Source organism: Micromonospora sp. CNZ285, assembly GCF_004637285.1.
This window is the reverse complement of sequence record NZ_SPQD01000001.1, coordinates 3,065,720-3,079,411: the sequence shown is the minus strand read 5'-3', so window position 1 is coordinate 3,079,411 and position 13,692 is coordinate 3,065,720. Positions and strand designations below refer to the sequence as shown.

Below are 13,692 nucleotides of genomic sequence, written 5' to 3'. Positions count from 1 at the left end.
GGCACTACCGGGAACCGGGAGGTGGCCTCCTCCGTGATCGGCGCGAACCGGGTCGTCGCCTCTGAGGCAGCCGGCGAGGGCGGCGCCCACGGACTCGCGGGTCCGCTCGGCCCGGCGCCGGGAGGCTGGTGCGGCGGGGCAGGCGCCACCGGGGGCGGAGGAATGATCGGCGCGGACTGAGGTGGCTGCCCGGCGTGGGACGCATGCGGTGCCGGGCCCGGGCGGGGAGCCCACTGCGAGCCGGGTACCGGCGGACTCGCGGCGGGCGCACCCGGGGCGACGGGCCGGGGCGGTGCCGGAGCGTGCGGGTGCGGCGGTGGGACAGGGCGCAGCGAGACCGTGGGCTCGGACACTCCGTGCCCGGGGTACCCGGAGGAGGCGGGACCAGGTTGGCCGGGCCGGACCGGGCCGGGGCTCCCCGGCAGTGCCGGATCGACATGTCCGGGCACTGACGGCTGGGGGTGCCCGGGTCGGCCCGCAGTCAGGTACCCGGGCGGGGGCGGAGCGGGGTGCGGTGCGGCAGCGGCGGCGGAGCCGCCGGGGGAGGAGCCATAGCCCGCGGGAGCGGCGGCGGAGCCGCCGAGGTACTGGCGGGCTGCGCGTACCGCGGGGTGGTCCGGACCGAGCACGGCGGACCCGGCGGTCGCCACGCGGCTGTAGTTGCGGCGGGCCTCGTGCCGGTTGCCCAACTCCTCGGACACCCCGGCGAGGTCGAAGCTGAGCGCGAGCATCAGCGGGTCGGCCTCGCCGCGGCGGCGCTCGCCGGCCGCGTAGGCCTCTTCGAGTACGCGCCGGGCGGAGGCCGGGTCGTCGGCCTCGCGGTGCAGCCGGGCCAGCAGGTGACCGGTGGCCAGGACGTCCTGGTGGTCCTCGCCGTACGCCGGGCGGGCCGCGATGATCGCGTCGGCGAGCAGGCGGCGGGCGCTTGTCAGGTCACCCGCGGCGCGCAGTGCGAGGGCCTGGTGTTGAGTGGCGATCAACGGGGAGGGGTGGGACACGTGAGCAATGCTGCCCGGAATCGCCTGTTGCGCGCTACCCACCCGATCGTTGTGGCCGCTGACCTGCGCAAACGTGCCGCGCTGGAGCTGATGTGCATGATCGTTCCGGGCCGTGTACAGTAATGCCCCGTGCGGCCCGCCAGGCCGACCGATGCGCTGAGTAGCTCACATTGGTCGACCGGGTAGGCTGGTATGTGCAGGTCCGGGTGGCGGAATGGCAGACGCGCTAGCTTGAGGTGCTAGTGCCCGTATAGGGCGTGGGGGTTCAAGTCCCCCCTCGGACACTCCCGCGTAGCAACCGTGCGACGTTGGACGTTCAGGTGGTCAAGCATGCTTGACCACCTGATTTCACTCTCTGTTACCGCCGTTGGTGCCAGCCTCGTCGTTCGGCGAGGTGGGTCATGACAGACCGGCCAATCGATTCGGTGATCCCGGCGGTGGTTCCATCAGGCGGGCTCAAGATCCGCGGCGACTCGCGTACCGCGATGAAGCGACCACCTCTGCCGCTGGCGCGACTGGCTCCTACTCGTGACAGCAGCACGGTGTATGGGCTGGCGACTCTTGATGTGCACGGCCGCGTCGCTGATCGGCCGGTGATGATCGCTCTCGGCTGGGCTCCCGGCCTCAGGCTGGGCATCAGGGAAAGCAGCGGCCTGATCATCGTCGACCCTGACCCGCGCGGCGTGTTCCAGGTGACGAAAGAGGGCCACGTGCGGTTGCCCGCGGTGGTCCGCCAGTGGTGCGGGCTGACAGTCGGCGATCGGGTGCTGCTGGCGGCCGATCCGAAGGCCGGACGCCTCGTGCTTCACCCGCCGGCCTCGCTGGACGCGGTGGTCGCCCGAGTGCACGCCGAGGCGTTCGCGGGCGGTGAGTCGTGAGCAGCGTGGCGGGCAAGGCCGAACTGGAGGCCGCTCGGTTGTTGCTATCGCGGATGGGCATCTCTCCAGCGGATCTGGTGGCGGCGACGTCCGATCGTCCGCCGGCTCCGACGTTCGCGGAGTATGTGCCGGTGGTTGCCGCTGCGGTGAGTGCTGGGACGCGGCGGGCGTACGGGTCGTACTGGAAGCGCGTGGTGGAGCAGTGGGGCCAGCGGCGTATCGATGAGCCGACACCATCGGAGATCGAGCGGCTTGCGGAGTACGTCAAGACGCATGTGGTGGCCCGCCGCAACGCGCGGGGCGGGCGCAGCGCGGCGGAGCATCTGATCGCGGCGCTGCGATGCCTGTACCGGCGGGCGGTCGCCGACGGGCTCCTGTCCGAGGCCGAGAACCCGGCGTTGAAGGTGGCGAAGCCACGGCGGCTGCCGAGCACCCGGCGGGCATTGGCGGACACCCGGTTGGCGGAGATCAACGAGGTAGCGGCGTCCACGGGTGACGACCCGGCGTTAGACAGTCTGCTTCTGCGGTTGCACACCGAGACGGCGTGCCGCCGGGGTGGGGCCCTAGCTTTGCGGCCGGTCGACCTGGACCCGGACCAGTGCCTGATCCTGCTGCGGGAGAAGGGTGAGACGGTGCGGTGGCAGCCGGTGTCGCCCACACTCATGCGGTACCTGCAGCGGCACGCCGAGCAGCGGCACGCCACCGAGATGGGACCGTTGTTCCGGTACCGCAGCGGCCAGCCGATCACCTACCGGCGGTACGACCACCTGTGGGTGCGCATCGGTGAGCACCTGCCGTGGGTGCACGCGCAGCAGATCAGCACGCACTGGCTACGGCATACCACGTTGACCTGGGTGGAGCGCAACTTCGGCTACGCCATCGCCCGGGCCTATGCCGGTCACTCCGCCAGTGGGGGAGATGCCGGAACCACCGCCACCTACGTACGCGCAACTATCCACGAGGTTGCTGCCGCGCTGGCGGCACTTACCGGTGAGCCACATCCGCTGGCGTAGTGGGGTGTTGGGGCGGGCCCTGTCCTAGGCGGACTGGGTCCGCCCCAAACGATTGGAGTGGGCCCTCCGGTAGGCGCTCGCCGTCGTACAGCGCGGTTACGGTGACGGCTATGGGCTTTCCGCAGGTGCCGGGTCCTCGGCGGTCCGCCGAGGATGACGCTGACCAGGCCTTGTCGTTTGCCATCGGACTGGACGACGCGTCACCGGAGCGGGTCGCTGCGGTGGCCGCTGTGCTCGTCAATACTTGGCAGGCGGATTCGGGTCGGTTTGCGGCGGCGGCCGCGGTGTGCCGACGCCGGCAGGGCGAGGGGGACGAGGATGTTTGGGGGGAGACTGCGAACCTTCTGGACCGGGCCCTGCGCATAGTCCACGACGCCGGTGCCGACAACGACGATGATGCTCGGGTCCGGCTCCTCGGACAACTCTTCCCGGATCCAGGGCCCTTCCGGTGGGACACGGCGCGACGCCGCGATCCTGTGTGGTGGCTGCGCCGCCTGGCGGCACTGCGCGTCCGCGCGGTCCACCTACCAGCCGGCGCGCCTGCCGGGTTCCAGCGGCTGGTCCTTCGTCGGGGCCTGCTCGTCGTCGGTCAGGTCGACTTTCAGGTGTGCCAGGGGTGTCGGCGTGGCTACCTGCGGAAGATCAGCGTTGATGGGGCCGCCAAAGGCTATGGGATCGGCACCCGCGCCGTGCTCAAGCTCTATCGGCGGTACCCGGGCCTCACCTGGTACACGACCACTCAGTACGACACCGCTGGGACGTTTTGGCAGAAGGTCGCGCGGCGAACGGATGGGGCTTTTACCGAGAACCACGACGGCGCGTGCGAGCACATGAAGATCGACCGACGGGGCTGACCCACATGTCGGCATAGCTCAGCTGTTGCGGTGACCATAAACCTTGGCCGGGTTGGCACCAAGGCAGGAGTCGTCACGCTGTCCCTCATGGGCCAACGTGACAACCGGGAGTCTGATGTCCGACGGCTCCTCGACGATTTGTGCATCAAGCTGGGCTTCTGCCTGCCACCCGAGGAGAGCCAACGGCTTCGCGAGTCCCCTCCGGGTGAGGTGGACAGCTTCACTGATGGGGTCTTCGAGGCCGAGGGAATGGGCGACATGAGGTACACGGACCTCCGCCGTCAGGTACGAGGGGTCGTCGATCAGTACATGAGGCGATGGGTAGGGACCGAGGATCAAGCAGCCGGAGGTCAGACCCGGTGAACGTTCGTGGTCACCGCACTATGCAGGGGATCCGCCGGCCCGCGGTTTTCGGCGACGGTGCGGTGGGTTGGTGCGCGATGAGGTTGTTCGGCTCCAGCCAGACCTCGTGTGAGGCTCTACGTCGCTGACCTGCTCGGACGCGGGATATCCACAGGGAAGCACCAGGTGGGGTGGACGAGGCGCGGCCGATTGTCGGAGGCTTCCCGCATGGAGTTCCCGGAAGCAGCCACCATCCTGAGTGCGCGTCTCGCCGCTGGCGGTGACAGCCTCGCCGCCGCCGGTGCCGTCCACCTGGCCATCGAAGCCTGGAAGCACTTGGGCGGGGTTGATCCCGCGTGGGACCGCCTCGGACTGGAGGTCCTGGACGTCCGCAGCCGCCTTTACGAGGACGACGTCGTCGTGGACGCGGCTGCCCCGGACGCCGACGGGCCCGAGGTGCGGGCTGCGGTGAGGGATCTCATTGAGCACCTTGCCCAGCACCACGATCGCCGTGCCGTCGCCGAGGATGGGCTGGCTCAACGGCTCGACCACGACGCGGCCGCCCAGCAACTACGCCGGGCGGCAGCGGCCCTGGCATGACGGTCGGCTTCTGGTACGAGGAGGCGCAGCGGGCGATGCGGGCGGCCACTGCGGCGGTGACCAGACGCCGTGCGGGGACCGCTGGGGAGATCAACGGTCTGGTGGGTGCCCGGTCGGACCTCTATCACCAGCTGGCCAGGGTGACGGAGCTGCTGGTCGGTGGTCGTCCGGTGGCGGAGGTGCCGGACAAGGCGGCTGCCGCGCTGGTTCTCGGGCGGCATGGGCAGAGCCTGACCCGGTTCTATGTGGGGTTGCGGGCCGCCGCAGTGGTGAACGAGCGGCTACCGCCAGCACCGGAGGTCTCCGATGGCGCGGCACGGTCGCTGCGCCGGGCCGCTGACGCGATTGGCGTCATGGGTGACATCATCGCCGGTCACGTTCCACCCGGGCGGCGTCCCGATACGCCAGAGGGGATCGCTATCCGTGCCGGGGGCGGTGTCCAGGGAGGGCTTGGTGATATTGCCCGGCTCGCCGTGGATGCCGTGCGGCTCGACGGCCGCCTTCCCGCTTGGCTGGACCGGGGTGGACCTCTGGCGCAGACGTACAGGCCGGCGGCGGAGGCAGCCAGATGGACGAGCGGCAGCCGGTTGAGCGCCGTCGCCAAGGAGCTGGTCGCGGCCGCGAAGGCTCAGCCCGACCTACGTGAGCTTGATATCGCCCGGTCGCCGCTGCATCCGGCACCGGCGGTGGACACCGTCGATGCGGCGATCGCAGCGGTCCGCGCTGCGCGAACCTGGCTGTGGCTTCACCCCGCCCAGGTCACGGGAGTGCACCTTCAGGTCGGGACGCAGCTCGGCCTGGCGGCGCACGTCCTCACGGCCGACGGATCCCTGGCGATGACCGGGGGTTGGCGGCAGGCGGCGATCGCCGCTGCCGAGCTACGCGCGGCACCGGCGGCCGGCCCGGCCCAGGACACCGTCGCCGAGATGGGCGAGGCCCTGCGGTGGGCCCGCTCGCTGCTGGGCCCTGCAGCAGCCCGGGGGCACATGCAGCATCGGGGGAGGGACGCCGCGCGGCTCGGCAGCGAGATGTTGCTGATGGCCGCCGCCCTCCACCGAGGCCTACGCACGGCGACGCAGCGGCGGAATCTGTTCGTTCGAGGGGATGCCATCCTCGAGCGTCCCGCCGGTTCGCTGGTCTACCGAGCCGCTCCCCATTGGCGGCCCGCAACAGCCGACGATGACCTTGTGCGCGACCTCAGCCGGGCGTTGTGGCAGATTGTCGGGTCCGGCGCCGAGGGTGATCCGGCGAGCATGGTCGCTCATGTGCTTGCCCAACCGCCTCGCCCGCGAGCGGTGAGCCCAGCAGCCGCAGAGAGCCGCAGTCCGAAGCCGGATGTGCTGCCGGACGACCGGGCGCGCCCGGGTCCCAGGCAGGGAGAGGGTAGGCAACCAAACCCGGCTGGCGCCGAAACCTTGGCTGCGGTGTCGGGCAGGGAGGCGGTTGAAGATGGCGGAGTGCCGTTGTCGGGCGAGATTCTGATCGACTAAGGGACGTCTCGTAACCCCGGTGTCTGTCTAGTCAGGACGATCGGTCAGGATCCCTGGGTGCAGGTGATCACCGCAGCCAACCCTGACTGGATCTTCCCGTTCACTGGGCTGCAGCCCGCCCAGTTCTGCAAGCTGGTCCGGCTGGTCGCCGAACGCGGCGGGGACGGCATCGCCGACGGCCGGCCGGGTCGGCAGTGGGCCCTGGATCTCGCCGATCGGGTGCTGCTGGTCGCCACCTACTGGCGCACGAACCTGACCATGCGGCAGATCGGCCCGCTGTTCGGGGTGTCGCACTCCGCAGCGCACCGGGTCATCGACACCCTCGCGCCGCTGCTGGCCCTGGCGCCGGTGCGTAAACGGCCGGTCGAGCAGATCGCCATCGTCGACGGCACCCTGATCCCCACCCGCGATCACCGCCTGGCAGCCCGGAGCAAGAACTACCGGTACTCAACGAACCTGCAGGTCGCCATCGACGCCTCCACCCGCCTGGTCATCGCCGTCGGCGACCCGCAGCCCGGCAACCGCAACGACACCATCGTCTACCGCACCTCCGGCATTGCCGAGAAGCTGGACGGGCGGCCGGTGATGGCCGACGGCGGCTACCGCGGCAACCCCGAGGTGATCATGCCGTACCGCAAGCCCACCGACGGCAGCACACTGCCGGACTGGAAGGAAGCCCTCAACATCGAACACCGCACCGTCCGAGCAGGGGTCGAACACGCCCTGGCCAGGATGAAGTGCTTCAAGATCCTGCGCGACTACCGCCGCGCCGCCCACACATTGACCGACGCCGCTTCCGGCATCGCCAACCTCCACAACATCATCCTCGCCGGCTGACCACCGGCCCCATCCCACGCAACGCCTTCACCCAGTTACGAGACGTCCCTTAGAGTCCCGGCCGGGACTGTAAAACGAACGGTGTAACTCCTGATCAAGGAGCAGCACCTGATGTCTGATGGATCGACGATCGCCGTGGATACTGCCGCGGTGGCGAAGAACGTGCCGGGGCAACCGGCGGAGGGTCTCGACGCGGAGCTGGTCGGCCAGCTGGTGGAGCAGGCCCGTGCGGCGGGTCTGCAGCTGACCGGTGACGGCGGTTTGCTGCAGCAGCTGACGAAGCGTGTCCTGGAGTCAGCCCTGGAAGGTGAGATCACCGATCACCTGGGCTATGACAAGGGCGACCCGGCGGGCAAGAACGGCGGGAACTCCCGCAACGGTGTGCGGGCCAAGACGGTGCTGACGGACGTCGGCCCGGTCGAGATTGAGGTGCCGCGTGACCGCGACGGGTCGTTCACACCGCAGATTGTGCGCAAGCGCCAGCGTCGGTTGTCCGGCGTTGACGACATGGTTATCTCGCTGTCGGCCAAAGGCCTGACGACCGGGGAGATCCAGGCCCACCTGGCGGAGGTGTATGGCGCCGACGTGTCACGGCAGACGATCTCAACGATCACCGACAAGGTCGTCGAGGGGATGACCGAGTGGCAGAACCGGCCCCTGGACCCGGTCTACCCGGTGATCTTCCTCGATGCAGTGCACGTGAAGATCCGCGACGGGAAGGTCGCCAACCGGCCCATCTACCTGGCCCTGGCCGTCACCGTCGAGGGCACCCGCGACATCCTCGGTCTGTGGGCCGGCGATGGCGGCGAGGGCGCCAAGTTCTGGCTGCAGGTCCTCACCGAGCTCAAGAACCGGGGCGTCGCGGACGCGTGCATGGTGGTCTGCGACGGGCTCAAGGGCCTGCCGGATGCGATCGGTGAGGTGTGGCCGGAAGCGGTGGTGCAGACCTGCGTGATTCATCTGCTGCGGGCGTCGTTCCGGTATGCCGGCCGGCAGCACTGGGACGCCATCGCCAAGGCTCTCAAGCCCGTCTACACCGCGCCGACCGAGTCGGCTGCCCGAGCCCGGTTCGCCGAGTTCACCGAAGCCTGGGGCGGGAAGTATCCGGCGATCGTCAGGTTGTGGGAGCAGGCGTGGGCGGAGTTCGTGCCGTTCCTGGCCTTCGACGCCGAGATCCGCACCGTCGTCTGCTCCACCAACGCCATCGAAAGCGTCAACGCCCGCATCCGCCGGGCCGTCCGCGCCCGTGGGCACTTCCCGAACGAGGCAGCCGCGCTCAAGTGCGTCTACCTCGCGGTGATGAGCCTGGACCCGACCGGGCAGGGCCGCCGGCGGTGGACCATGCGCTGGAAACCAGCCCTGAACGCCTTCGACATCGCCTTCGAAGGACGCCTCTCCGCAGGCCGTAAGTAACCGTCAACAACCCGAGTTACACCGTTCGTTTGACAGACCCGACCCTGACAGCAACGCCGAACCGGCAGACCAGCTGCTGGCCCGCCGCGACCACCTGCACACCTTGCTCCTGACCGACCTCATCGCCTTCGAGCTTCGCGCCCTCGACAGCACCGGGGCACCGCTGCCCCAGATGCGTCCCGACGCGATGATGGTGAGGAAACGGGTGCGACACGCGGTACGCGCCGCTGCTCCCGCACTGCGCCGGCTCAGCTTCGCCCTCCCTGCCGCCGACGATCCGATGGCGCTGGCCCGCCGCCTGATCGCGCTGACCGCCATCGATCGCACCGCAGCTGACCGGCTGATCCTGCGGACCACGATGCCGCCGGTCGAGCGCGTCCACGACGAGTACCTGTTTATCCGGGTCCTGCAAGCCTTCGAGTCCACCCTCGCACTGCTCGCCGTGGACCTCACCGCGGCCATCACCGCCGTGGACGAAGAACGTCTGCCCGCGGCCGGCACGCGCCTGTCCTTCGCGGCCTCGCTCCTGCGCGAGACCGCACCGCTGTGGTCGCTGCTGGCCACCATGCAACCGGAGGCGTTCCACGCCTTCCGCGTCTACACCGACGGGGCAAGCGCCATCCAGTCCCGCGCCTACAAGCTGGTCGAATCGCTGTGCCGCACACCCGACCCGCAGCGTCTGAACTCGGTGGCGTACCTGTCCGTGCCCGACGTGTACGCCCGCGTCAGCAACGGACAGCGCAGTCTCGACGACGCCCTGGACGCCATCCGCGCCGACCATCGAGCTCTCGCGCAAACGCCCATTCTGGCCGACGGGATGCGGCAGTTCGCCGCCGCCGTGCACCAGTGGCGGCGCACCCACTACCGCCTCGCCGTACGAATGCTCGGCACCGAACGACCAGGCACCGGCGCCACACCGGGAACCCCGTACCTCCTCCACGGCCGCGACCAGCAGGTCTTCCGCAACCGCGACGTCCACGATCCTGAGGAGCGGTGACCGATGACTGCGCCATCGACTGTGCGCCGACGGGCGGGCATGCCCCACGATCAGGTGCCAACCCAAGCCCACGCCTTCCTCCGCCAACGGCACAACGAGTTAGGGATGCCCGGCCTCGCGCGCCGCTGGCGAGAAGTGCGCGCCGAAATCCGCGCGAACGGGACGTGGCGGCCGACCTACGACGAGCTGACCTACGCGGCCCGGGTGGCCTGGCGCAACTCCGGCCGCTGCATCGGCCGACTGCGCTGGCCCAGCCTCATCGTTCGCGACCGCCGCCACATCATCACCCTGCACGATGTGGGCCGAGAACTCGCCGCTCACCTCGACGAGGCCACCAACGGCGGACGGGTCCGCTCCGTCATCACCGTCCTCGCACCCGCCACACACACCAGCCCGCCACCGGCGCGCATCATCAGCCCGCAGCTGGCCCGCTACGCGGCTTGGCCCAGTAGAGACGGCGTCCTCGGTGACCCCGCCAACCTGGCCTTGACCAGCCTGGCCACCGACCTCGGCTGGTCAGGACCCACTCGGCGCAGCCCGTTCGACCTCCTGCCCTGGATCGCCGCCACCGCCGACGGGGGACTGCACCTCCTGCCGGCCGACCCAGCGCACATCCTCGAGGTGCCGATCCACCACCCCGATCACCCGTGGATCGCTGATCTCGAACTGCGCTGGCCCGCGGTACCCGTCATCAGCAACATGACGCTCACCTTCGGCGGCCTGCAGTTCCCCGCCCCGTTCAGCGGCACCTTCATGGCCTCCGAGATCGCCACCCGCAACCTCGCCGACGAAAACCGCTACCACAAACTCCCCGCCATCATCGCCGGCCTGGGCCTCGACGACCGCGACCGGCTGCGCGCCGACAAAGCCCTGCTCACCCTGCACGAAGCCGTGCTGCACAGCTTCGAAGCCGCCGGCGTGTCCATCACCGACCACCACCGCGAAAGCCGGGCCTTCGCCCGCTTCGCGCAGCACGAGGAAGCAGCCGGCCGTGTCGTGGTCGGTGACTGGAGCTGGCTCAACTCCTACCCGATGACACCCCAGGACCCCTCCTGGAGCCGCTACTACAACACCGGCCAACCCACCCCGGTTCTTCTTCCGGACCCGTACTGCCTCGCCCTCACCGCTGGCCACCGCAGGCCCGGCCATGAACCCTCACCGCGTCAGCGGGCTGACGTCCCCCCGGCCGCTGCCGCCACACCCAACCACGCAAGGGAGGACACGTGTCCACACGCACACCCGCCAAGGCACACCGGCGACTGACCCGCCTGGCCGCGGCAGTTGTCACTCTGGCAGCCGTCACCGCCAGTCTCGTCGGCGTCTCCGGTGGGCCCGCCCAGGCCGCCGGCTGCCGCGCCGCGCCCTACAGCGCCAAGTTCGGCGCCGCCGACGCCTTCATGCAGTACAACGGCGTGGAGATCATCAGCTACCCCAAATACCCCAGCTACTACCGCACCACCAGCCAATGCAAGGACATCCAGGTCCGCAACACCGGCAACGGCAAGGACTACGGCCCGTTCGACGCCTGCATCAACTTCTACGGACGCGCCACCTGCAACTACTGGACGCACGTGCCCGTCGGCCAGTGGCGCAACCTCGCCACCAACGTCAAGGACGGCACCAAGTTCTACGTCTGGGTCCGCATCGACCTGGGCAAGTACTACGGATTCACTGCCGTCGGCGACTGGTGAGCCAAGCTTGGGGCCCGCGCTTGCGCGGGCCCCAAGCTCCCGTACCGCCAGTAGTCGCTCAAAGGAAGCGTGCTGCATCGATGCGATGAGACCTGAGAGATCGGTTCCTGAGCAGGTCACCCACATCCTAGGATGCCCAGGGGATGTGACCTCCTCGAATCAGCAATTTGGCGGCTGAGGTCGCCGATAACCAGATTCAGTGATCTAGTACGGCAGCCGCCGTTTGAGATGTCGCTGGTGGGGCCGGGTAGACGAGGTGCGGCCACCGCGTGATCGTCTGTCTGCTGTGGACATAACTTCAGATCTGGCGGTGGCCGCGTGCCACAGCGTAAACCCTGCCCGGTGGCGGCAGGTTCTGGCCGGGGTGTGCGAGGCGTTCGCGGGACGGTTCGGGCGGGTCGAGCCGCGGCGCACGGCGACGGCGTTCGTGGCCGGGCTGCTCTCGGATGTCGAGGTCAAGACGTGTTGGCAGTTGGCGGAGCAGGCCGGGCATGCCCGGCCGGACGCGATGCAGAGGCTGTTGTATCGGGCGGTGTGGGACGCCGACGCCGTCCGCGACGATCTGCGCGACGTGGTCGTGGCCCGGTTCGGCGACTCGGACGCGGTGTTGGTCGTCGACGAGACCGGGGACCTGAAGAAGGGCACGCATTCGGTCGGGGTGCAACGCCAGTACACCGGCACCGCCGGCAGGATCGAGAACGCGCAGGTAGGGGTGTTCTGCGGCTACGCCAGCCGGCACGGGCACACGCTGATCGACCGCCGGGTCTACCTGCCGGTGTCGTGGACCGATGACCGGGACAGATGCCAGGCCGCCGGGGTTCCCGATGAGGTCGTCTTCGCCACGAAGTCCGAGCTGGCCGCCGACATGATCACCGCTGCGGTCGACGCCGGCGTCCCCGCCGCGTGGGCGGCTGCGGACGAGGCCTACGGCAACAGCAGCGTCTTCCGCGCTCACCTGCGCGAACACCGCCTGGGCTATGTCCTGGGCGTCTCCCGCAGTCACCTGGTCCCTCTCGACGGCGGCAAGACTCGGGTGCGGGCTGACCGGGTCGCCGCCGACCTACCGGCCTCGGTGTGGCAGCGCCGCAGCGCAGGCGCCGGGTCGAAAGGGCCACGCTTCTACGACTGGGCCTGGCTCGACGACGTCTGCACCGATGCCGACCCCGACGACGGCGGCCACCACAGCCTCCTGATCCGCCGCAACACCACCACCGGCGAGCTGGCCTTCTACCGCTGCTGGACCCCGCAACAGGCCACTCTTGCCCAACTCGTGCGGGTCGCGGGCATCCGCTGGACAGTCGAGGAAAGCTTCCAAGCCGCCAAGGGCCAGGTCGGCCTCGACCAGCACCAGGTCCGCCGCTGGGACTCCTGGCACCGCTTCACCACCCTGGCCCTGGCCGCCCTCGCCGTTCTGGCGATCTGCGCCGCCGACGCCGACGACGACTCCACCGACACAGGACTGATCAAGCTGACCGTCAACGAGACCCGCCGGCTGATCAACACCCTCGTACTCCGCCCGATCCGCGACCTCACCCACCGTCTGCGCTGGTCAGACTGGCGCCGCCGCCATCAAGCCCGAGCCCGCCAAGCCCACTACGCCCGACGCCTCAACCTCGAACTCCAGCCATGATCCCGAACGGCGGCTGCCGTACTAAGGGACGTCTCGTAACCCCGGTGTCTGTCTAGTCAGGACGATCGGTCAGGATCCCTGGGTGCAGGTGATCACCGCAGCCAACCCTGACTGGATCTTCCCGTTCACTGGGCTGCAGCCCGCCCAGTTCTGCAAGCTGGTCCGGCTGGTCGCCGAACGCGGCGGGGACGGCATCGCCGACGGCCGGCCGGGTCGGCAGTGGGCCCTGGATCTCGCCGATCGGGTGCTGCTGGTCGCCACCTACTGGCGCACGAACCTGACCATGCGGCAGATCGGCCCGCTGTTCGGGGTGTCGCACTCCGCAGCGCACCGGGTCATCGACACCCTCGCGCCGCTGCTGGCCCTGGCGCCGGTGCGTAAACGGCCGGTCGAGCAGATCGCCATCGTCGACGGCACCCTGATCCCCACCCGCGATCACCGCCTGGCAGCCCGGAGCAAGAACTACCGGTACTCAACGAACCTGCAGGTCGCCATCGACGCCTCCACCCGCCTGGTCATCGCCGTCGGCGACCCGCAGCCCGGCAACCGCAACGACACCATCGTCTACCGCACCTCCGGCATTGCCGAGAAGCTGGACGGGCGGCCGGTGATGGCCGACGGCGGCTACCGCGGCAACCCCGAGGTGATCATGCCGTACCGCAAGCCCACCGACGGCAGCACACTGCCGGACTGGAAGGAAGCCCTCAACATCGAACACCGCACCGTCCGAGCAGGGGTCGAACACGCCCTGGCCAGGATGAAGTGCTTCAAGATCCTGCGCGACTACCGCCGCGCCGCCCACACATTGACCGACGCCGCTTCCGGCATCGCCAACCTCCACAACATCATCCTCGCCGGCTGACCACCGGCCCCATCCCACGCAACGCCTTCACCCAGTTACGAGACGTCCCTTAGGACGTCTTAGAAGGCGTGTTCCTGCCGCGGGCAC

12 protein-coding genes, 1 tRNA gene and 1 pseudogene are annotated in these 13,692 nt (G+C 69.4%); 13 read left to right on the top strand and 1 reads right to left on the bottom strand.

Annotated elements, in window-relative coordinates:
- Positions 1 to 824 precede the first annotated feature (824 nt).
- Positions 825 to 998, bottom strand: a pseudogene (locus tag CLT75_RS33270) (hypothetical protein); the annotation flags it as partial.
- Positions 999 to 1,198: 200 nt separating this feature from the next.
- Between CLT75_RS33270 and CLT75_RS13840 the strand changes: the two are divergent.
- The 13 genes from CLT75_RS13840 to CLT75_RS13775 all read left to right on the top strand — a co-directional run bounded on the left by CLT75_RS13840 (position 1,199) and on the right by CLT75_RS13775 (position 13,605).
- Positions 1,199 to 1,282: transfer RNA gene (locus CLT75_RS13840), tRNA-Leu, on the top strand.
- 141 nt (positions 1,283 to 1,423) lie between these two features.
- Entirely contained in the window at positions 1,424 to 1,876 is a 453-nt protein-coding gene (locus CLT75_RS33265) for a hypothetical protein (RefSeq protein WP_486485169.1), read from the top strand.
- Positions 1,877 to 1,881: 5 nt separating this feature from the next.
- A complete protein-coding gene (locus CLT75_RS13830) occupies positions 1,882 to 2,889 on the top strand; it encodes a tyrosine-type recombinase/integrase (protein ID WP_486485168.1) in 1,008 nt (335 codons plus the stop codon).
- Between the two features lie 110 nt (positions 2,890 to 2,999).
- The gene (locus tag CLT75_RS13825; protein ID WP_135241045.1) at positions 3,000 to 3,743 is read left to right on the top strand and encodes a hypothetical protein; all 744 of its coding nucleotides are present in this window, start codon (positions 3,000 to 3,002) and stop codon (positions 3,741 to 3,743) included.
- Between the two features lie 570 nt (positions 3,744 to 4,313).
- The gene (locus tag CLT75_RS13815; RefSeq protein WP_135241044.1) at positions 4,314 to 4,685 is read left to right on the top strand and encodes a hypothetical protein; all 372 of its coding nucleotides are present in this window, start codon (positions 4,314 to 4,316) and stop codon (positions 4,683 to 4,685) included.
- Positions 4,682 to 6,175 (top strand): hypothetical protein, encoded by a 1,494-nt coding sequence (locus CLT75_RS13810; RefSeq protein WP_135241043.1) that lies wholly within the window; start codon positions 4,682 to 4,684, stop codon positions 6,173 to 6,175. Before CLT75_RS13815 ends, CLT75_RS13810 begins: the two co-directional genes overlap by 4 nt.
- A 57-nt stretch (positions 6,176 to 6,232) precedes the next feature.
- On the top strand, positions 6,233 to 7,012 hold the full coding sequence (locus CLT75_RS13805) for an IS5/IS1182 family transposase (protein ID WP_030275477.1): 780 nt from the start codon (positions 6,233 to 6,235) through the stop codon (positions 7,010 to 7,012).
- 111 nt (positions 7,013 to 7,123) lie between these two features.
- Positions 7,124 to 8,425: an IS256 family transposase gene (locus CLT75_RS13800; protein WP_104113157.1), complete on the top strand. Its 1,302-nt coding sequence runs from the start codon at positions 7,124 to 7,126 to the stop codon at positions 8,423 to 8,425.
- A gap of 103 nt (positions 8,426 to 8,528) precedes the next feature.
- Positions 8,529 to 9,422, top strand: coding sequence for a tryptophan 2,3-dioxygenase (locus tag CLT75_RS13795; protein ID WP_486485167.1), 894 nt, complete (start codon positions 8,529 to 8,531; stop codon positions 9,420 to 9,422).
- Positions 9,423 to 9,425: 3 nt separating this feature from the next.
- A complete protein-coding gene (locus CLT75_RS13790) occupies positions 9,426 to 10,685 on the top strand; it encodes a nitric oxide synthase oxygenase (RefSeq protein WP_135241042.1) in 1,260 nt (419 codons plus the stop codon).
- Complete coding sequence (locus tag CLT75_RS13785; RefSeq protein ID WP_135241041.1) at positions 10,646 to 11,113, top strand: hypothetical protein; 468 nt, start codon at positions 10,646 to 10,648, stop codon at positions 11,111 to 11,113. Before CLT75_RS13790 ends, CLT75_RS13785 begins: the two co-directional genes overlap by 40 nt.
- Before the next feature lie 310 nt (positions 11,114 to 11,423).
- On the top strand, positions 11,424 to 12,743 hold the full coding sequence (locus tag CLT75_RS13780) for an IS701 family transposase (protein ID WP_420891099.1): 1,320 nt from the start codon (positions 11,424 to 11,426) through the stop codon (positions 12,741 to 12,743).
- A gap of 82 nt (positions 12,744 to 12,825) precedes the next feature.
- Entirely contained in the window at positions 12,826 to 13,605 is a 780-nt protein-coding gene (locus CLT75_RS13775; protein WP_030275477.1) for an IS5/IS1182 family transposase, read from the top strand.
- Positions 13,606 to 13,692 lie beyond the last annotated feature (87 nt).

Bases quoted from the DNA above. Each gene is read 5' to 3' on its own strand.
- CLT75_RS13800 (WP_104113157.1), top strand. From the start codon at position 7,124: ATGTCTGATGGATCGACGATCGCCGTGGATACTGCCGCGGTGGCGAAG.
- CLT75_RS13815 (WP_135241044.1), top strand. From the start codon at position 4,314: ATGGAGTTCCCGGAAGCAGCCACCATCCTGAGTGCGCGTCTCGCCGCT.
- CLT75_RS13810 (WP_135241043.1), top strand. From the start codon at position 4,682: ATGACGGTCGGCTTCTGGTACGAGGAGGCGCAGCGGGCGATGCGGGCG.
- CLT75_RS13825 (WP_135241045.1), top strand. From the start codon at position 3,000: ATGGGCTTTCCGCAGGTGCCGGGTCCTCGGCGGTCCGCCGAGGATGAC.
- CLT75_RS13790 (WP_135241042.1), top strand. From the start codon at position 9,426: ATGACTGCGCCATCGACTGTGCGCCGACGGGCGGGCATGCCCCACGAT.